Annotated in this window: 21 protein-coding genes and 1 tRNA gene; 10 read left to right on the plus strand and 12 right to left on the minus strand. The window is 60.3% G+C overall.

Features of this window, described 5'->3' with window-relative positions; genetic code table 11:
* Window positions 1-104: 104 nt before the first annotated feature.
* The 6 genes from QD408_RS10190 to QD408_RS10215 all read right to left on the minus strand — a co-directional run bounded on the left by QD408_RS10190 (window position 105) and on the right by QD408_RS10215 (window position 5,928).
* Window positions 105-716, minus strand: coding sequence for a flavin reductase family protein (locus QD408_RS10190; RefSeq protein WP_414139216.1), 612 nt, complete (start codon window positions 714-716; stop codon window positions 105-107).
* 3 nt (window positions 717-719) lie between these two features.
* Window positions 720-1,463: an aspartate/glutamate racemase family protein gene (locus QD408_RS10195; protein WP_414139217.1), complete on the minus strand. Its 744-nt coding sequence runs from the start codon at window positions 1,461-1,463 to the stop codon at window positions 720-722.
* A 1-nt stretch (window position 1,464) separates the two neighbouring features.
* On the minus strand, window positions 1,465-2,286 hold the full coding sequence (locus QD408_RS10200) for an ABC transporter permease (RefSeq protein WP_414139218.1): 822 nt from the start codon (window positions 2,284-2,286) through the stop codon (window positions 1,465-1,467).
* A 1-nt stretch (window position 2,287) separates the two neighbouring features.
* Window positions 2,288-3,202 carry an ABC transporter permease gene (locus QD408_RS10205; protein ID WP_088681274.1) on the minus strand — a complete coding sequence of 305 codons (915 nt, stop codon included), beginning with the start codon at window positions 3,200-3,202 and terminating at the stop codon, window positions 2,288-2,290.
* Between the two features lie 296 nt (window positions 3,203-3,498).
* Window positions 3,499-4,794 carry an ABC transporter substrate-binding protein gene (locus tag QD408_RS10210; RefSeq protein ID WP_088681273.1) on the minus strand — a complete coding sequence of 432 codons (1,296 nt, stop codon included), beginning with the start codon at window positions 4,792-4,794 and terminating at the stop codon, window positions 3,499-3,501.
* Between the two features lie 45 nt (window positions 4,795-4,839).
* Window positions 4,840-5,928 (minus strand): ABC transporter ATP-binding protein, encoded by a 1,089-nt coding sequence (locus QD408_RS10215; protein ID WP_088681272.1) that lies wholly within the window; start codon window positions 5,926-5,928, stop codon window positions 4,840-4,842.
* Window positions 5,929-6,195: 267 nt separating this feature from the next.
* Here QD408_RS10215 and QD408_RS10220 point away from each other — a divergent pair, with 267 nt between their 5' ends.
* Window positions 6,196-6,906 carry a GntR family transcriptional regulator gene (locus QD408_RS10220; RefSeq protein ID WP_088681407.1) on the plus strand — a complete coding sequence of 237 codons (711 nt, stop codon included), beginning with the start codon at window positions 6,196-6,198 and terminating at the stop codon, window positions 6,904-6,906.
* A 10-nt stretch (window positions 6,907-6,916) separates the two neighbouring features.
* On the opposite strand, the gene QD408_RS10225 is transcribed toward QD408_RS10220, so the two are convergent.
* A complete protein-coding gene (locus QD408_RS10225; RefSeq protein WP_088681408.1) occupies window positions 6,917-7,330 on the minus strand; it encodes a DUF4174 domain-containing protein in 414 nt (137 codons plus the stop codon).
* A gap of 118 nt (window positions 7,331-7,448) precedes the next feature.
* Complete coding sequence (locus tag QD408_RS10230; RefSeq protein ID WP_088681271.1) at window positions 7,449-7,832, minus strand: hypothetical protein; 384 nt, start codon at window positions 7,830-7,832, stop codon at window positions 7,449-7,451.
* A 361-nt stretch (window positions 7,833-8,193) separates the two neighbouring features.
* On the opposite strand from QD408_RS10230, the gene QD408_RS10235 reads away from it, so the two are divergent.
* Both QD408_RS10235 and QD408_RS10240 read left to right on the plus strand, forming a co-directional pair.
* Window positions 8,194-8,397, plus strand: a complete 204-nt coding sequence (locus tag QD408_RS10235) for a hypothetical protein (RefSeq protein WP_088681270.1) — start codon at window positions 8,194-8,196, stop codon at window positions 8,395-8,397.
* A 25-nt stretch (window positions 8,398-8,422) separates the two neighbouring features.
* The gene (locus QD408_RS10240) at window positions 8,423-8,662 is read left to right on the plus strand and encodes a DUF2934 domain-containing protein (RefSeq protein ID WP_414139219.1); all 240 of its coding nucleotides are present in this window, start codon (window positions 8,423-8,425) and stop codon (window positions 8,660-8,662) included.
* 521 nt (window positions 8,663-9,183) lie between these two features.
* Here the strand turns inward: QD408_RS10240 and QD408_RS10245 are convergent.
* On the minus strand, window positions 9,184-9,378 hold the full coding sequence (locus QD408_RS10245) for a hypothetical protein (RefSeq protein ID WP_088681268.1): 195 nt from the start codon (window positions 9,376-9,378) through the stop codon (window positions 9,184-9,186).
* A gap of 123 nt (window positions 9,379-9,501) precedes the next feature.
* On the opposite strand from QD408_RS10245, the gene QD408_RS10250 reads away from it, so the two are divergent.
* The 3 genes from QD408_RS10250 (at window position 9,502) to QD408_RS10260 (ending at window position 11,299) form a co-directional block, all read left to right on the plus strand.
* The gene (locus tag QD408_RS10250; protein WP_414139220.1) at window positions 9,502-10,227 is read left to right on the plus strand and encodes a LuxR family transcriptional regulator; all 726 of its coding nucleotides are present in this window, start codon (window positions 9,502-9,504) and stop codon (window positions 10,225-10,227) included.
* 191 nt (window positions 10,228-10,418) lie between these two features.
* Complete coding sequence (locus tag QD408_RS10255; RefSeq protein WP_414139221.1) at window positions 10,419-11,084, plus strand: acyl-homoserine-lactone synthase; 666 nt, start codon at window positions 10,419-10,421, stop codon at window positions 11,082-11,084.
* Window positions 11,081-11,299 (plus strand): hypothetical protein, encoded by a 219-nt coding sequence (locus QD408_RS10260; protein WP_088681265.1) that lies wholly within the window; start codon window positions 11,081-11,083, stop codon window positions 11,297-11,299. The genes QD408_RS10255 and QD408_RS10260 overlap by 4 nt, the downstream gene beginning before the upstream one ends.
* A gap of 75 nt (window positions 11,300-11,374) precedes the next feature.
* Here QD408_RS10260 and QD408_RS10265 read toward each other — a convergent pair whose 3' ends face one another.
* The gene (locus QD408_RS10265; protein WP_088681264.1) at window positions 11,375-11,740 is read right to left on the minus strand and encodes a response regulator; all 366 of its coding nucleotides are present in this window, start codon (window positions 11,738-11,740) and stop codon (window positions 11,375-11,377) included.
* Between the two features lie 198 nt (window positions 11,741-11,938).
* Here QD408_RS10265 and QD408_RS10270 point away from each other — a divergent pair.
* Window positions 11,939-12,014: transfer RNA gene (locus tag QD408_RS10270), tRNA-Ile, on the plus strand.
* Between the two features lie 486 nt (window positions 12,015-12,500).
* Entirely contained in the window at window positions 12,501-13,196 is a 696-nt protein-coding gene (locus tag QD408_RS10275; RefSeq protein ID WP_414139222.1) for a hypothetical protein, read from the plus strand.
* A gap of 113 nt (window positions 13,197-13,309) precedes the next feature.
* Here the strand turns inward: QD408_RS10275 and QD408_RS10280 are convergent, their stop codons facing one another.
* Entirely contained in the window at window positions 13,310-13,933 is a 624-nt protein-coding gene (locus QD408_RS10280) for an outer membrane protein (protein WP_414139223.1), read from the minus strand.
* Window positions 13,934-14,062: 129 nt separating this feature from the next.
* Entirely contained in the window at window positions 14,063-14,269 is a 207-nt protein-coding gene (locus QD408_RS10285; protein ID WP_414139224.1) for a hypothetical protein, read from the minus strand.
* Window positions 14,270-14,501: 232 nt separating this feature from the next.
* Here QD408_RS10285 and QD408_RS10290 point away from each other — a divergent pair, with 232 nt between their 5' ends.
* Both QD408_RS10290 and QD408_RS10295 read left to right on the plus strand, forming a co-directional pair.
* Entirely contained in the window at window positions 14,502-14,648 is a 147-nt protein-coding gene (locus QD408_RS10290) for a hypothetical protein (RefSeq protein WP_190237395.1), read from the plus strand.
* Window positions 14,649-15,166: 518 nt separating this feature from the next.
* Window positions 15,167-15,907: an SIMPL domain-containing protein gene (locus QD408_RS10295; protein WP_414139225.1), complete on the plus strand. Its 741-nt coding sequence runs from the start codon at window positions 15,167-15,169 to the stop codon at window positions 15,905-15,907.
* The last annotated feature ends 58 nt before the right edge of the window (window positions 15,908-15,965 follow it).

Genomic DNA, 15,965 nt, shown 5'->3' on the forward strand with positions numbered 1-15,965 from the left:
TTGGCTCGGACGTACCAGGAGGTATGCCCTTCGCCAATCGCCTTTGCCCTGACGAAAACCTGCTCCGGCAGAATGCTGCAATCTAACCCGGAAAGGCTCTAACATCAGAGCCTCGGCGTGAGCATCTCGAAACGGTCGCGAATGGTGGCGCAGGTATCGCCGCCCAATCTCGCAATGGCATCGACCGCGGCCGGATCGACATGCAGCCTCTCGGGATCGACGACGCCGTCGCGGTAATGCGCATAGACGATCTCGCCCATGATGATCTGCCGCGAGCGGCCGAGCTCCAGCGTCACATGCCGCCTGCATTCGAAGGCGGCCGGCGCCTCCGCGATGAAGGGAGAGGCCACCTTCTCACCCGGCATCGCCGTCAATCCCGCCTCCTTCAGCTCATCGACCTCGCGCGGATATTTGGCGCCGCAGACATGCATGGCCTCGGCGATCGCGAACGAGACGATGTTGACCGTGAAGACCTCGGTCATGCGGATATTGTGGCCGGTGTCCTTGAACGACATATCGGCATTGTTCTCGACACCGATCGCCAGGATCGGCGGATCGGCCGAGAGGCAATTGAAGAAGCTGAAGGGCGCGGCGTTGATCCGCCCGTGCTCGTCGACCGTCGTCACCAGCGCGATCGGCCGCGGAATGATCGTGCCGATCATCAGCTTGTAGCGTTCGCGCTCGGTGAGTTCTTTGAAATCGAAGGAAACGGCCATGGCTCAGCCGGCCGGCCGCGCCGGTGCGAAGGCGCTCATCGCCCCGCTGAAAACCTTCGGCAGCGGCGAGGCATAGGAGCCGCGTTTGCTGGTGGAAAGCCCGAGCGACACCAGCGCCTCGGCCTGTTTGACGGCGGCCGCGACACCATCGACGACAGGCACGCCGTAGATCTCCTGCAACTCCCTTGCGAGATCCGTCATGCCGGCGCAGCCGAGCACGATCGCCTCGGCGCCGTCTTCCGCAAGCGCCCGCTCGATCTCGGCCCGAAGCTTGCCGATCGCGCCCGAGGCCGCATCTTCGAGCTCCAGCACCGGAATGTCGGAGGCGCGCACCTTGGCGCGCTCGCCCATGCCGTAGCGGCGCACCAGATTGTCGATCAGCACCCGTGACCGCTCCAGCGTCGTCACCACGGTGAAGCGCTGCGCCAGAAAGCCCGCGGTGACGACAGCGGATTCGCAAAGCCCGAGGATCGGCACATCGGCGAAGCTGCGCGCCGCTTCGAGCCCGGTATCGTCGAAGCAGGCGATGACGGCTGCGTCATAGCCCTCGCCCTGCCGCTCCCTGAACTCGGAAAGCAGGCCGGGGATCGCCAGCGCGCCATCGTAATGCCCCTCGATGGAGACGGGTCCCATGCGCGAGGTGGCTGCGATAATCTCCGTGCCTGAAGCAGCCACCGCGCGCGCGGCGGTCGCGGCCTTCTCGGTCATGGAGGCCGTGGTATTCGGATTAACGATGAGGATGCGCATTTCAGCCTGTCTTTGCCTGTCTCCGGCTGAGCATGGTCATGATGCCGAGCGCGATGAGAATGATGGTGAAGGAAAACAGTGTCGTCACCGTGCCGAGGGCATAGAGCACCGGCGTCGTGACGTTGGTCGTCATGCCGTAGATTTCGAGCGGCAGCGTATTGTAAGTGCCTGAGGTCATCAACGTGCGGGCGAATTCGTCATAGGAGAGCGTGAAGCCGAACAGGCCGACGCCGATCAGGCTCGGCGCGATCATCGGCAGCACGACATGGCGGAACGTCTGCCAGGACGTGGCGCCGAGATCGCGCGCCGCTTCTTCATAGGCCGGCGAAAAACGGTTGAAGACGGCAAACATGATTAGCACCCCGAAAGGCAGCGTCCAGGTCAAATGCGCCCCGAAGGCCGAGGAATACCAGGCGGGCTTCAACCCTCCCTCCTGGAAGACGACGCCGATGCCGAGCGAGACGATGATCGACGGCACGACAAGGCTTGCGACGGTGGCGTAGAACAGCACCGTCGAGCCACGGAAACGGCGGCGGAAGGCAAGGCCGGCAAGCAGCGACACGACGACGGTCACCACCATCACCATCAGCCCGAGGGTGAAGGAGCGACGGAACGAGGCGCCGAAATCACCGACCGCCTGCTTCTCGAACAGGTTGAAGAACCAGTGCGTGGAAACGCCGTTCATCGGAAAGGTCAGGCCGCCGTCCGGTCCCTGGAAGGAGAGGATCAGGATCGCCGAGAGCGGGCCGTAGAGGAAGAGCACGAAGACGATGAAGAAGATCGCCAGCAGATAGAATTCCAGGCCGCGTTTTTCGTGGTTCATCTCAAAGCTCCTTGCGGATGTCGACGACGCGCAGGATGGCGGCGACCATCAGCAGAACCACCGCAAGCAGCACCACGGCATTGGCGGCGGCCGCCGGATATTGCAGCAGCGACATCTGGTTCTTCATCATCAGCGCCACCGACGCGCTCTGGCCGCCGGACATCACCTGCACGGTGGAGAAATCGGCCATCACGAGTGTGACGACGAAGATCGTGCCGATCGCCATGCCGGGTTTGGCGAGCGGAATGACGACGTTCCACAGCACCTGCCAGCCGGACGCGCCGGCATCGCGCGCCGCTTCGAACAGCGAGCGGTCGATGCGCATCAGCGTGTTGAAGATCGGCGTCACCATGAACAGCGTATAGAGATGCACCATGGCGAGCACGACGGCGAAATCGGAATAGAGCAGCCATTCGATCGGCTGCGGGATCACGCCCATCTCGATCAGCGTCGAATTGACGAGGCCGTTGCGCCCGAGCACCGGGATCCACGAGATCATCCGGATGATGTTCGACGTCATGAACGGCACGGTGCAGACGAGAAAGAGGATCATCTGCGTCGAGGTCTTGCGGATATGGAAAGCCAGGAAATAGGCGACCCAGAAACCGATGACGAGCGTCAGCCCCCAGACGATGGCGGTGAATTTCAGCGTGTTGAGATAGGTCTTCCACGTCACCCACGAACCGAGCGTATCGGTGTAGTTCATGGTGAGGAAATCGGGATAGAGGCCGGCGAAGTCGTAATCCCAGAAGCTCACGACTGATATCATCGCGATCGGCAGCAGGAAGAAGAAACCCAGGATGGCGATCAGCGGCGTCGCCTGGAGGTAGGAGATGGCGGATGGGGAAAGCCTCAGTCCACGTCTGCCGCGCACGCCCTGGCCGTCCTCCTCTGTTTCCGCCGCAATGGTCGCCATATCCGGTTCTCCGTTCTGATTACATCAAACGGAACGAAGGTGCCTGCCGCCCCCTCATCCGCCTGCCGGCACCTTTGCCTGGGTCGAGCCACTGGTCTCGACCCGTCCTTCGGACCCCCGCTGGGGAGAAGAGATTCGCGGCAGCGCCTCGGCCACCGCGACCTTGCTTTCAGATAGGGAAGGCTCAAAAGACCCTTCCCAACCCTCCCCACAAGGGGGAGGGAGTTTTGTGCCGCATCGCCTCCGGACTCCCTCCCCCTTGTGGGGAGGGTTGGGGAGGGGAAAGCGGCAAGCGCTTACGCCGCGATGAACTCGTTCCAGCGGCGGACCATGTAGCGGTCCTCGTCCATGACTGAGTTCCAGCAGGCGACCGCGCCCATGCGGGCTTCGAAGGAGCCGCCGTCGCGCACGGCGCCGGCCTTTTCCATGACCTTGCCTTCCGGAGAGAGGATATCGCCCTGCGCCGGCTTGCCCTCGATCCAGTAGCCCCATTCGTCTGCGGTCATGAAACCCTTGGCGGTCTCCATGCAGGCGGAATAGTAGCCCTGGCGGTTGAGGTAGCCGCCGACCCAGCCTGACGTGTACCAGTTGATGTATTCATAGGCCGCATCGAGCTGAGCGCCCTTGAGGTGCGAGGCAAGGCCGAGGCCGCCGCCCCATGCGCGGTAGCCTTCCTTGAGCGGCTGGTACTTGCAGGCGATGCCCTTGGAGCGGACGGCGGCAACGGCGGGCGACCACATCGACTGGATGACGACTTCGCCCGACGCCATCAGGTTGACCGACTCATCGAAGCTCTTCCAGAAGGCGCGGAACTGGCCGTCGCCCTTGGCCTTGATCAGGAATTCGATCGTCTTGTCGATCTCTTCCTTGGTCATGTTGCCCTTGTCGGCATATTTGATGTTGCCCATGGCTTCCATGATCATCGCCGCATCCATGATGCCGATCGACGGGATGTTGAGGATCGAGGTCTTGCCCTTGAACTTCGGGTCCATGATGTCGGCCCAGCTCGTAATGTCGCGGCCGACGAGATCCGGGCGGATGCCGAGCGTATCGGCATTGTAGATCGTGGGAACCATCGTCATCCACTGCGTCGGTTCCTTGGCGAATTTCTTGGCGTCCTGCGCCTCGACGAAGCCGACCGTGTGCGGCGCGGTGCCCTGGGCGATGACGCTCTCCGGCTTCATCTTGCCGTCGATGAACAGCGGCACGATCTTGTCGTAATATTTCAGCTTCTTGACGTCCATCGGCTGCAATACGCCTGTCGGAAACACCTTCTTGGCGATCCAGTATTCGATGTCGGCGATATCATAGCTGTCGGGCTGGGTGACGGCGCGCTGGGCGGCCGCGTCGGAATCGGTCGCCGTCATCTCCAGCGTGATGCCGAGATCGGCTTTGCACTTCTCGGCGATGGCGTTGATGTTGGAAACGCCGGTGCCGAACTGGCGAAGCGTGATGTTCGTCTGCGCCCAGATGGTGGGAAAGCCGGTGATGGCGCCGGAGCCGGCAATGGCGCCGACGGCGGCGGCACCCGTCTTCAGGAGCGCGCGGCGGGAAAGACCCTTCTCCGCCTTGGTCGATGTTATCTCAGTCATGTCAGTTCCCCTTTTCTTGATGTGGAAGTTCATGGTCTTGGTGGTTCATGCGGAGGCGCGGCCGAGAAGCACCGCATCCTCGAGCGCCCAGCTGAGCGAGACGGCGTCGCCGACGGCGACCGGCCGGGCGAAATAATCGCCGTCATCATCAATGACGGTGAAGTCGTCGCTGCCGGCGCCGAAAACGGTGATCTTCACGGAGGAGCCGCGATATTCGACGTTGGAGACGATGCCGTTGAAGCCAAGCGTCCATTCGGTCGCCACCTGCAGGCGCACGCGATCGGTGCGGATGCCGATATCGACGGGCTCGCCGACCTCCCTGCCCGTCCCGCGCACGGAAAAGCTCTGGCCTTCGGGCACGGTCATGACGATCACGCCGTTCTCGCTTGATGTCACCCGGCCGGAGAGCACGTTATGGTCGCCCATGAAGCGCGCGACGAAGGCGGTTGCCGGCTTCTCGAAAACCTCGCGCGGGGCGGCCGCCTGCTCGATCCGGCCGTCATTCATGATGACCATGACGTCGGCGAGCGCCATCGCCTCTTCCTGGCTGTGGGTGACGTGGACGAAGGTGATGCCGAGCGACTTCTGAAGCTTCTTCAATTCGGCGCGCATGCGGATCTTCAGGAACGGGTCGAGCGCCGACAGCGGCTCGTCGAGCAGCAGTGCCTCGGGATCGGTGATCAAGGCGCGCGCCAGCGCCACGCGCTGCTGCTGACCGCCGGAAAGCTGGGCCGGGCGCCTGTTGGCATAGGCATCCATCTGCATCAGCTTCAGCATTTCAAGCGCCTTGGCCCGCCGCTCCGCCTTGTCGACGCCTTTCATCTTCAGGCTGAAGGCGACGTTGTCGATCAGGTCGAGATGCGGGAACAGCGCATAGGACTGGAACATCATCGCCGTGCCGCGCTTGGCCGGCGGATAGTCTGTAACGACCACGTTGCCGAGGCGGATATCGCCCGAGGAGATGCTCTCATGGCCGGCGATCATGCGCAGCGTCGAGGTCTTGCCGCAGCCGGAGGGACCGAGGAAGCAGCAATAGGAGCCGGCCGGAATCTTCAGGCTGATCCCATGGACCGCCGTCGTCGCCCCGTAGACCTTCGAAACGGATACTATATCGATCTCTGCCGCTTTCGACATCACGCCTTCCCCTGTTCGGCAGGAAAGATGCATCTGCCGTGCCAAACAGTGTTAGACACCTCAAGCCATTATGAATAAAGGATTTTCTCGGGTATGAGCCTGTAAGCGCAAAACAGGAGCAGAACATCGTCTGCACATGATTTAGGCTATCGTCCTCAATTTATGCAAAAGATCGTATACAATTTCATCGCCGCTTCGAGCACAAATTCCGTTTAACTTTTGCCGCGAAGCCGGATATGGTTTGCCCGTCATCAGGGAATGAAATTCATGAAATCCGCCGCCAAGGCCGTGCAGGCCGAAGAACCCGCCGAAACCGGCGCGCAACAGATCCGTGACGCCATTCGCGAGGCGATCGTCGAGCGCAGGCTTTCTCCCGGCACCAAGCTTTCGGAAAGCGATGTCGGCAATCTCTTCAAGGTCAGCCGCACGCTCGCCCGCGCCGCCCTGCAGGCGCTCTCCTACGAAGGCCTCGTCAGCGTCGAGAAGAACCGCGGCGCCTTCGTCGCCTACCCCTCGCCCGAAGAAGCCCGCCAGATCTTTGCCGCCCGCCGTCTGGTCGAGCCCGGCATCTTGCGCGAGGCGGCGGCGCGGATCACGCCGGCCGATATCAGGCAGCTGAAACAGCTCCTGCTGGAGGAAGGCCGCCTGATGAGCGAACGCGGCCAGACGGCGCGCCGCGCCGAGATCAAGGCGTCGGGCGATTTCCATCTGATGCTGGCGGAAATCTCGGGCAATGCGATCATGCAGCGCTTCATGGAGGAGCTCGTCGCCCGCTCGTCGCTGGTGATCGCGCTCTACGGCCAGTCGACCGCGTCGAGCTGCGGCCATTCCGAACATGGCGACATCATTTCAGCGATCGAAAGCAACGACCTCGACCGCGCCTGTCAGTTGATGCTGCACCACATCGCCCATATCGAGACCGATCTCGATCTGCGCGAGCGCAAGAGCCTCGGCCTCAAGGAAGCCTTCGAACTCTAACCAAGCCGGCCTACCAAGGCGTCTGCTTCGGCAGCGTCTCGAAGGCCTCGAAAATCTCCTCGGCCGTGCGCGGCTCGCTGGAGCGCAGCTTCACGGTGCCGTCGCGGCCGATCAGGATCAGCCCGAAGTCACCGGAGGGCGGTCCCTGCAGCCGCTCGCGAATGTCGTCGGCGTCGAGTTCCCAGCCATCGTCGAACAGCGCGAAAGCGCCGCCGCCGGCAATGATGAACACCTCGATATCCTCTTCGATGAGGCGCATATGCGCCTTGCGCAGCCACTCGTCCTGAATGACGGCGCGGTCGTCCTGGGCATCGGCAAAGATGAGCAGCACCCGCTTGCTGTCGCGAAACGGCTCCAGCGATTGCGGAAGCTCAGGCTCGCGTCGCGGCGTGCCGATGATTTCGTGAACAATGGATTTCAGCATGATATTCATTCCTCGCCCGGCACTGACGGCGGGCCTGCCGAAATAACGGCTGGGAATGGGTGAGGTTCCGCAGAAGGCGGAAAAGGATCGCAGCTTCGCGCCGCGATCCCTTCCTGTGTCAGTCGCGGTTCTGTTCTTCGGCTGCGTGAGCCGAAACGGCAACGAGATCCGCCGTACCGTTGGCAAGGAGGCGCTTGCGCACCAGCACGCGCATGACACGTGCAGCCGTCGAGAAGGTCATCTGATCGAGCGGGCCTTCGCCCTCCCACGGCTTGGTCAGCCGTTCGGTGACGGCGCCGACGATATTCATCGGCACGATGTCGGTGCATTCGCGCATGGCTTCGAAAACGAAGCTGATTGGGATGACCCGTCCCTCGTAGGTCACGATCGGCTCGGTCAATTCGCTGTCCCATTCCTCGAAGGCATAGAGCGCTTCGCGAAACAACTGCTGGAGGTTGAACGGCGCGTGGCCGTCATGAAGTGGCGGCAGGGCATTCATCATGTCTGTCTCCTCTTGATGGGTTGAAGCCAAAGTCCTCCGGTATCGGTCGCGCCAACGCGGGGAATGGAGCGTTTTGCTGCCCCCTGCGAACCGAATAACACTATTGATTCTATAGAGTAACACGCAGGGGTAAAGCCCATTTCTGGGCCGCCGCGGAAGCCAATTTCATAACGCGCTGATATTATTGCATGTTTTAGTCGAAAATTTCTGAAAAACTACCGGCCTTAAAAAACTATGCCACAGCCGGATAGACGCTTCGGAATGGCACGATAAGGGCGAAAAACCCTGAAAATTCACGGAACTTTTGGCGCTGAAATTTGTTTTGTTCTCACAACAGCCAAACTAACCGGGGTTACCACCAATGACGCAAATCCGTGAACCGGAGCGCCGAAGCAGAATCCTGCGCGGCCGTCCCTACAGCCTTGATGAATTCGCTTCCAAATACGGCCTGCAAAACGACCAGGCCGAAAGCCTGTTCACCCGCTTCGGCCCCTCCTCGATCGAGCTCGATCTGCTGATGGCCGCCAAGCGCCGTGCGCCGGCTCGCCATGACATTGCCGAATAACCCCGTTGACGAATGGAATGGATAAATGAGCAGCAGACGCCACGAATGGATCAGCAAGAGAGCCTACGCGATCTGGGAAGAACAGGGCCGCCCCGATGGTCGTGATGACGAACACTGGCGTCAGGCGGTTGCCGAACGCGAAGCGCTGGAACGCACCCAGGCTTCCATCGACGGCCGCGAGGTGCTGGTGAAGTTCCGTCCCAAGCCGCCGCGACCGGAGCTGCCGCGCCTGGACTGGATCAATCCTTCGACCAAGGTCGGCTGAACCCATCCGCGCCGGCTCAGTTCAGGCTGAGCCGGAAGCGGGCCTGAAACCCTCCCCGCCGCCCAGCGCAATGTTCTGTGCCTGGTGCCACAGGCTCATCTTTCGAAACATCAAGTCCTTCGCCCCTTCGGGTTTGAAGGAAAGGAAGCTCGCTCCGGCATCCGGTTGGCCGGCTTGTCGCGCAATGGCAATCAGCCGAACCGCCATGACCGGATAGCATCCGATCCATCAGGTGCCGCAATGGCACAATGTAAGCTTTTGCACAAATTTGAGTGCGTCAGGCGGGAACACTTCGTCAAGCATGACGGCACAATTCCGTGGAGTAATAGAGCGCTTTTCAACAGCCGGAACCCGGCATCGCCGCTCGACTTTCGCGTCGCAAAATCGCAAATGAAAAAGATGGAAACGTTTTTACATAGCGGCAGGAGATTCGCGTCACCGCCACGGCGCCGGCTTCGATATCCGGCCGATCCTGCTTATATCGGGGAAAGCCTGATGCCCGCCGGCACGGGCAGGCCCTGTCAAAAAGCGCTGGTTTCCTCGCAAAGCGCCCGGTGGACCGCGGTCCAGAACAGCGCCAGCGGGGTATCGCCGTTGCGTTCGGCAACGAGGGCGCGGATCAGCGCTTCGGAGCCTGCCATGTCCTGCCAGCTGGATTTCAGGCCCTTGGCGGCCTGTTGGCATTCGGCAATTTCGAACGGTCTCTTGCTGTCCATATGAGGCCTCCACATGCAAGGCGCTAACAGACAGGCCCCGGATTGTCATTCCCCGCATATGTGGGGATGCCTTGTATTTGTGACAGTGCTCACGGTAGGATTGAGGGAATTGGGGCAGTTGAAATGATCGAGAATACTTACAGCGACAAGTTCGAGTCCGCCTTCGAACAGATAAAGGCGGCGGCCAATGTGGATGCCGCCATCCGCATTCTGCAGGCGGAATATGCTCTCGATTTCGTCACCTACCATCTTGCCCAGACGATCGCGAGCAAGATCGATTCCCCCTTCGTGCGCACCACCTATCCGGATGCCTGGGTCTCCCGCTACCTCCTGAACAGCTATGTGAAGGTCGATCCGATCGTCAAGCAGGGCTTCGAGCGTCAGCTGCCCTTCGACTGGAGCGAAGTCGAGCCGACGCCGGAGGCCTATGCCATGCTGGTCGACGCCCAAAAGCACGGCATCGGCGGCAACGGCTACTCCATCCCCGTCGCCGACAAGGCGCAGCGCCGCGCCCTTCTGTCGTTGAACGCCCGCATCCCGGTCGAGGAATGGAACGAGCTGGTCCGCCGCTACCGTAATGAATGGATCGAAATCGCCCATCTCATCCACCGCAAGGCCGTCTACGAGCTGCATGGCGAGAACGATCCGGTGCCGACATTGTCGCCGCGCGAGATCGAGTGCCTGCACTGGACGGCCCTCGGCAAGGATTACAAGGATATCTCGGTCATCCTGGGCATATCAGAGCATACCACGCGCGATTACCTGAAGACCGCCCGCTTCAAGCTCGGCTGCGCCACGATATCGGCCGCCGCTTCGCGGGCCGTGCAGCTGCGCATCATCAATCCCTAGGATCAAAGATCTAGCAAAATCAAAACCGAAGCGCCGTGGTCCTTGCCGCGCCCGGTTGCACATGTCCTGACCGGATTCATCATACTTTTGGGCTAATCCCCCCATCTGAGGGGGCTCATCTGAGGGAATTTCCGATCCTCGCATCCTGAACCATTCTGCTCTCCACGGACTTGCAAACGCTGGAGGGCAAAATGTTCGTTATTATTCAGGCACATGAGTATCAGAAGTATGCCGCCGTACTCGACCAGATGTTTCGCCTGCGCAAGAAGGTCTTCGCCGATACGCTCGGCTGGGACGTTCCGGTGATCGGCCCCTACGAACGCGACAGCTACGATTCCCTCTCCCCCGCCTATCTCGTCTGGTGCAACGACAGCCGCACCCGCCTCTATGGCGGCATGCGCCTGATGCCGACGACCGGCCCGACCCTGCTCTACGACGTCTTCCGCGAGACGTTCCCGGCCGCTGCCGATCTCGTCGCCCCCGGCATCTGGGAAGGCACGCGCATGTGCATCGACGAGGAAGCGATCGCCAGGGACTTCCCGAAAATCGATGCCGCCCGCGCCTTCTCGATGATGCTGCTCGCACTGTGCGAATGCGCACTCGATCACGGCATCCACACGATGATTTCCAACTACGAACCCTACCTCAAGCGCGTCTACAAGCGCGCCGGGGCCGAAGTGGAAGAACTCGGCCGCGCCGATGGATACGGCAAGTATCCCGTCTGCTGCGGCGCCTTCGAAGTCTCGGACCGCGTGCTGCGCAAGATGCGCGCCGCCCTCGGCCTGACCCTCCCCCTTTATGTCAGACACGTTCCGGCCCGCTCGGTCGTAACCCAATTCCTGGAGATGGCAGCATGAACCGCATCATTGAAACCGCAACGCAGAAAGATATCGGCGCGCTGGAGCGCCACGTCCTCGCCTCGCGAGACATCGCCACCCAGATGGGGGATTCCTTCCTCTCCTATCTCCTCTCGATGGCCCTCTTCACGATCTACGAGAAGAAGGCCCGTTATGAAAACGAGGCGCTGAAGAGCGGCTCGGCTGAAGATGCGGTCCTCCCCCGCCGCGCCTGAAGACGAGCATGCCTCCCGGCCGCCCCGCGCGCAGCCCGAAACCGGCAACAGGTTTCCATGGGCTGCGCGCCGCGGTCACGCCATCAGGGAATCGATCGTCGTGATCAGCGTATCGTGCATGTAGGGCTTCGGCAGGAAGGCCGTATTGGCCGGCAGCGCCATCGGATCGAGCCGCACCATGCCTGACGTGATGATGATGCCGATGTTCGGCCGCATCGCTCTCACGCGCTTGGCAAGCTGAAGGCCGTCCATGGAGCCCGCCATATTGACGTCGGTGAAGAGAATATCGACATCCTGCCTCCCCTTCAGCACCACCATCGCCTCATCGGCATTCGCCGCCTCCAGCGCCACATGGCCGACATCCTCCAGCACATCGAGGATATTGAACCGGATTATCGGCTCATCCTCGACGATGAGCACCACGGCACTGTTCGAAGCCATCTGCGACCGCCCCCTTCATCGACTACATCTCGATAATTGTAGCCCGCGCGAGAAGCTTCCAGTGCCCCGCCCATGAAATATACATCGTCCACAGATGCTTGCGCTCTCCGCTTGTGGCTCCCTGCAATTTGCGTTAGAGCGAAACCCATGCTGCGGGAACCATTGCCCCGGCATCACGGTGTCTATCGCTGACGCCAAGGGCCTGTAGCTCAATGGTTAGAGCCGGCGGCTCATAACCGCTTGGTTGGGGGTTCGAGTCCCTCCGGGCCCACCAGTCATACAAATAATCAATAAAATCAATAACTTACTTCTTTTAAAAATCACTCAAAAACAGTGATTTTAGGCGGTTTTGCGGGTACTTTTGCGGTCATATACCCTAGCCACATATGCTCAAAATGCTCGCACCGCGATTTTTGGCTTAGTATAAAATAGCGCGGCGGTGCGGCTATGGTTGTGAGAAAAAATATGTATTTCAGCTACTTAAGTCATCGACGTACATCTAATTCGCACGCGGAGTATAGCCCCAGTAAGTGCAACACGCGGTTGGGCGTTCGAGTCCTAAACGTTGCGGGTTCGTGTCCCACGATACCCGCAATTTCCTATTCACAGCCGAAGGCTCGGGCTTTGCCGCCTGAGTTGGTTAACGCTACCAACCATGATGGTGCTACATGAGAAGCATCCCTGAAAATTTCACCCTGCTCCATACCGGCGAAGAAGACCTTCGAGCGAAGTCCATCCGCTTATCGAGGCCAGCGAGGATATGTCGCTGCATGTCGCGATGATCGAAACCTGTATGGATATGCTGCAGTACGTCCGCATGAACACTTCCGAGATGAGTGAGGATCAGGTGATTGTCGCGCTTATCGGCGCTAGCGTGTTTAACTCAATGGCTTCGGCATTCAAACTTTTGCTCAGCGGCTACTATCAATCTTCCGGTCTGCAGATTCGCTACATTATGGAGAGCGGTTGGCTGCTCGACTATTTGATGACTGACCGGAAGCTGATGCAGGAGTGGAAGGCTACCCCCGAGGACAAGCGACAGAGTGTCTTCCGCCCTGGCAAGATCCGCGATGCTTTGGACAAGCGGGACGGGTTCAAAGAGAAGAGGCGCGAGGCTCACTACAAACGCCTCTGCGTCCTCTGCGGCCATCCGACGTTTGCTGGGTTCGCGATGCTTCGACCAGAACCGACTGCTGACGCCCACATGGGACCGTTCCTTGTGCCCAGCCTGCTCAAAGCGTGCATTCAGGAACTGGTGCAGGTGTCGATCACGGCCTCTCAGGCTTTCATGCGTTTCTTTCCGCCAAAGACGCTCTCTGACTACAAGGCCCGTGTCCATTTCATCGAAACCAACGGAGATTGGATGGAGAAGGTGTTTGACAAACGGCCTGATCCCACGTCAGTGAACGAACTCAAGAAACTCATTGCGCAATTGGAGGCAAGACAACGACAGTAGCAATCCCAGGCCTTTGAACGGCTGGTAGATCGTTGTGAAACACAAAAGCCCCGCTGTTTTGTCGGGGCTTTCTCACTGCTAATCTGACAAACTGCTAATCTGACAAAAAGCTCTTAGAACTTCACACCAATGCCGAACTTGACTTCGTGCTGATCGAGATCGACATCCACGCCGAGAACGTCTTTCTCGCCGAAGTCATTGAACCGATATTCGCCGCGAGCGAAGATGTTGTTGGTGATGGCGAAGTCGACGCCGGCTCCGACGGTGTAGCCGTTGAAGGTCTCTGTTTCCTTGTCCAATCCCGGCAGGTCGACATATCCGCGCGTGGTGGCCCAGCCGGCTGCGCCGTAAAGCAGCGCTCTGTCGAAGGCGTAGCCGACACGGCCGCGAACGGCGCCGGCCCAATCGGTCCCGGCGTCCCCGCCCAGCACTTCCTCTTCGTTCCAGTTGTATTCGAGATTGCCCTCGATGCCGACGACGATGCTGTCGAACTGGAAGTTGTAGCCCGCGAATCCACCGAAAACGCCGCCGTTGAAGTCTTGAGAATCGCTGACGCCGCCGGCACTGAAGTCACCGTTGAGCCACGCGGCGCCGCCATCGATACCGAAATACGGGCCAGACCAGGTGAAAACAGGTGCAGCCGCAACAGGTGCCGCCGGTACGTCCTGCACGGCATCGGCGGCAAATGCGGTCGATGCAACCAGTGCTACGAGAGTGGTGGCTATAGCTAGCTTCATTTTCGTTTACCCCATGGCATGAGAATACAACCAAAGGATACAGCCCATCTCAACAGATAGCTGTAACGCCAAAGACACACACGCAGGAATGTACGGTAGCGGACATATTCTCCGAGGTGATTGCGCCTTTTAGTAGCTGCAAGAGCGCCCATCGCTCGGTCTGAACCCGCCCCCGCAAGCTGGATTAAGCGGCTGACGTTCGTAATAACCGCCGCCATAATAACCGCCGTTAATCGACGAGGTGTAATCGGCACTTCCGGATGAGGTGCAGCCCGAAGCGATCGTGGCAAGGCCGATCAGCGTTCCGGTCAAGACAAATGCGAAAAATCGGGTCATCTGAGCTTCTCCTTCGCAGGGGCTGGCTTTAGCCCAAGCGCGCAATCTACCACGACGCGGCGTTCACAGGCGAAGATTCATGGCAACTGACCGCCCTCAACACGCCCTTCTAACGTCAATGTGATCGCCATGCACGGCTGTGCATAGCAGTTATGCCGAAATGCCCATTGTTATGGCAGCCTGCGCAAAATATATGCCGCCGGCTAACAAGAAAAAGAATGAGTGAATCGCCATGAGTGCCATACATAAACTTTTCAACCGCCGGCTCCTGACGCGTTTCGTCAGCGGTCTCGGTGCCGTTCCCCAGCGCATCCGCGAAGCCCGCGAAGAGCGCACGCCTGCCATCCATCCCTCCTTCATGGATGATTTCGGCGCCTGAACGCGCGCCTGACAATTCCTTTCGGAACCAGATCCTGTCGACGGGCCGGCCTTCGGCCTATCCGCTGACCCTGCCGAATTCGGCACAGCGGAGTTTTCCGCCTCCATTAGCTTCGCGCAGGGAACGAAGGGCGTGCCGTGTGGTCACCCCCTCTGCCCTGCCGGGCCCGGGGTCGAGCCACGGGTCTCGACCCGTCCTTCGGACCCCCACAGGTGGGGAGATCAGCTAGGCGCATCGGCTTCCCCAAGCAACTGAGCATAGTTCTCTCGATAGAGAAGAGAGGGACGGGTGATCCATCCTCTTGCCGATCTCCCTCCTTGTGGGGGAGATGCCCGGCAGGGCAGAGGGGGGTGACACGACGCGCCCTTTCGATATTCGTCATGGCACCGGATCCTGGTGTAAGCGCCCGCCGTCATATTTTTCACTCCGCGCCCATCCGTCCTTCCCTTCCGCCGCAATAGCTTCACAATCAACCGACAGAAAGTTCATCCGGGAAACGACAACTAGGGAATGAAAACATGGCGCCGACTCTTACCAAGACTCTTGTAATGACTGCCCTTCTGGCCCTGCCGCTTGGCAGCGCGGCCCCCGCATTCGCGCAGGAGGCAAAGCCGCGCGAGCCGGTGATCTCGGTGACGGGCGACGGCGAATCGGCGCTCGCTCCCGATATGGCCGTCGTCAACCTTGCCGTCGTCAAGCAGGCTAAGACCGCCCGCGAAGCGCTCGACGAGAACAACAAGGCGATGAACGACGTGCTGAAGGCGCTGAAGGATGGCGGCATCGCCGAGCGCGACCTGCAGACCTCGGGCTTCTCCATCCAGCCGCAATACAACTATCCCCAGCCGGTGGACGGCCAGCCACAGCAGCCGCAATTGATCGGCTACCAGACCATCAATTCCGTCACCGTCAGGCTGCGTGATCTTTCCAAGCTCGGCGCGGTGATCGACCAGTCCGTCAGCCTCGGCATCAACCAGGGCGGCGACATCCAGTTCACCAACGACAAGCCGGAAACAGCGCTGGAAGAGGCGCGCAAGAATGCCGTCGCCAATGCGGTCAAGAAGGCGAAGACGCTGAGCGAAGCCGCCGGCGTCAAGCTCGGCCGCATCATCGAGATCAACGAGAACGAACCTCGCCCCCTGCCGCAGCCGGTCTATCGCGCCACGATGATGAAGGAAGCCTCCGACGCCGCCGTCCCCGTCCAGGGCGGCGAGAACAATTACACCGTCAGCGTCACCGTGACCTTTGCCATCGAGCAGTGAAATAAGGGTCGGAGGGAGATTGGTGAAAACAGCCCCTCATCCGCCTGCCGGCACCTTC

Source organism: Rhizobium sp. BR 249 (assembly GCF_047445895.1).
Taxonomy (GTDB): Bacteria; Pseudomonadota; Alphaproteobacteria; order Rhizobiales; family Rhizobiaceae; genus Rhizobium.

Bases quoted from the DNA above. Each gene is read 5' to 3' on its own strand.
- QD408_RS10190 (WP_414139216.1), bottom strand. From the start codon at position 716: ATGGCCGTTTCCTTCGATTTCAAAGAACTCACCGAGCGCGAACGCTAC.
- QD408_RS10195 (WP_414139217.1), bottom strand. From the start codon at position 1,463: ATGCGCATCCTCATCGTTAATCCGAATACCACGGCCTCCATGACCGAG.
- QD408_RS10200 (WP_414139218.1), bottom strand. From the start codon at position 2,286: ATGAACCACGAAAAACGCGGCCTGGAATTCTATCTGCTGGCGATCTTC.
- QD408_RS10205 (WP_088681274.1), bottom strand. From the start codon at position 3,202: ATGGCGACCATTGCGGCGGAAACAGAGGAGGACGGCCAGGGCGTGCGC.
- QD408_RS10210 (WP_088681273.1), bottom strand. From the start codon at position 4,794: ATGACTGAGATAACATCGACCAAGGCGGAGAAGGGTCTTTCCCGCCGC.
- QD408_RS10215 (WP_088681272.1), bottom strand. From the start codon at position 5,928: ATGTCGAAAGCGGCAGAGATCGATATAGTATCCGTTTCGAAGGTCTAC.
- QD408_RS10220 (WP_088681407.1), top strand. From the start codon at position 6,196: ATGAAATCCGCCGCCAAGGCCGTGCAGGCCGAAGAACCCGCCGAAACC.
- QD408_RS10225 (WP_088681408.1), bottom strand. From the start codon at position 7,330: ATGCTGAAATCCATTGTTCACGAAATCATCGGCACGCCGCGACGCGAG.
- QD408_RS10230 (WP_088681271.1), bottom strand. From the start codon at position 7,832: ATGATGAATGCCCTGCCGCCACTTCATGACGGCCACGCGCCGTTCAAC.
- QD408_RS10235 (WP_088681270.1), top strand. From the start codon at position 8,194: ATGACGCAAATCCGTGAACCGGAGCGCCGAAGCAGAATCCTGCGCGGC.
- QD408_RS10240 (WP_414139219.1), top strand. From the start codon at position 8,423: ATGAGCAGCAGACGCCACGAATGGATCAGCAAGAGAGCCTACGCGATC.
- QD408_RS10245 (WP_088681268.1), bottom strand. From the start codon at position 9,378: ATGGACAGCAAGAGACCGTTCGAAATTGCCGAATGCCAACAGGCCGCC.
- QD408_RS10250 (WP_414139220.1), top strand. From the start codon at position 9,502: ATGATCGAGAATACTTACAGCGACAAGTTCGAGTCCGCCTTCGAACAG.
- QD408_RS10255 (WP_414139221.1), top strand. From the start codon at position 10,419: ATGTTCGTTATTATTCAGGCACATGAGTATCAGAAGTATGCCGCCGTA.
- QD408_RS10260 (WP_088681265.1), top strand. From the start codon at position 11,081: ATGAACCGCATCATTGAAACCGCAACGCAGAAAGATATCGGCGCGCTG.
- QD408_RS10265 (WP_088681264.1), bottom strand. From the start codon at position 11,740: ATGGCTTCGAACAGTGCCGTGGTGCTCATCGTCGAGGATGAGCCGATA.
- QD408_RS10275 (WP_414139222.1), top strand. From the start codon at position 12,501: ATGTCGCTGCATGTCGCGATGATCGAAACCTGTATGGATATGCTGCAG.
- QD408_RS10280 (WP_414139223.1), bottom strand. From the start codon at position 13,933: ATGAAGCTAGCTATAGCCACCACTCTCGTAGCACTGGTTGCATCGACC.
- QD408_RS10285 (WP_414139224.1), bottom strand. From the start codon at position 14,269: ATGACCCGATTTTTCGCATTTGTCTTGACCGGAACGCTGATCGGCCTT.
- QD408_RS10290 (WP_190237395.1), top strand. From the start codon at position 14,502: ATGAGTGCCATACATAAACTTTTCAACCGCCGGCTCCTGACGCGTTTC.
- QD408_RS10295 (WP_414139225.1), top strand. From the start codon at position 15,167: ATGGCGCCGACTCTTACCAAGACTCTTGTAATGACTGCCCTTCTGGCC.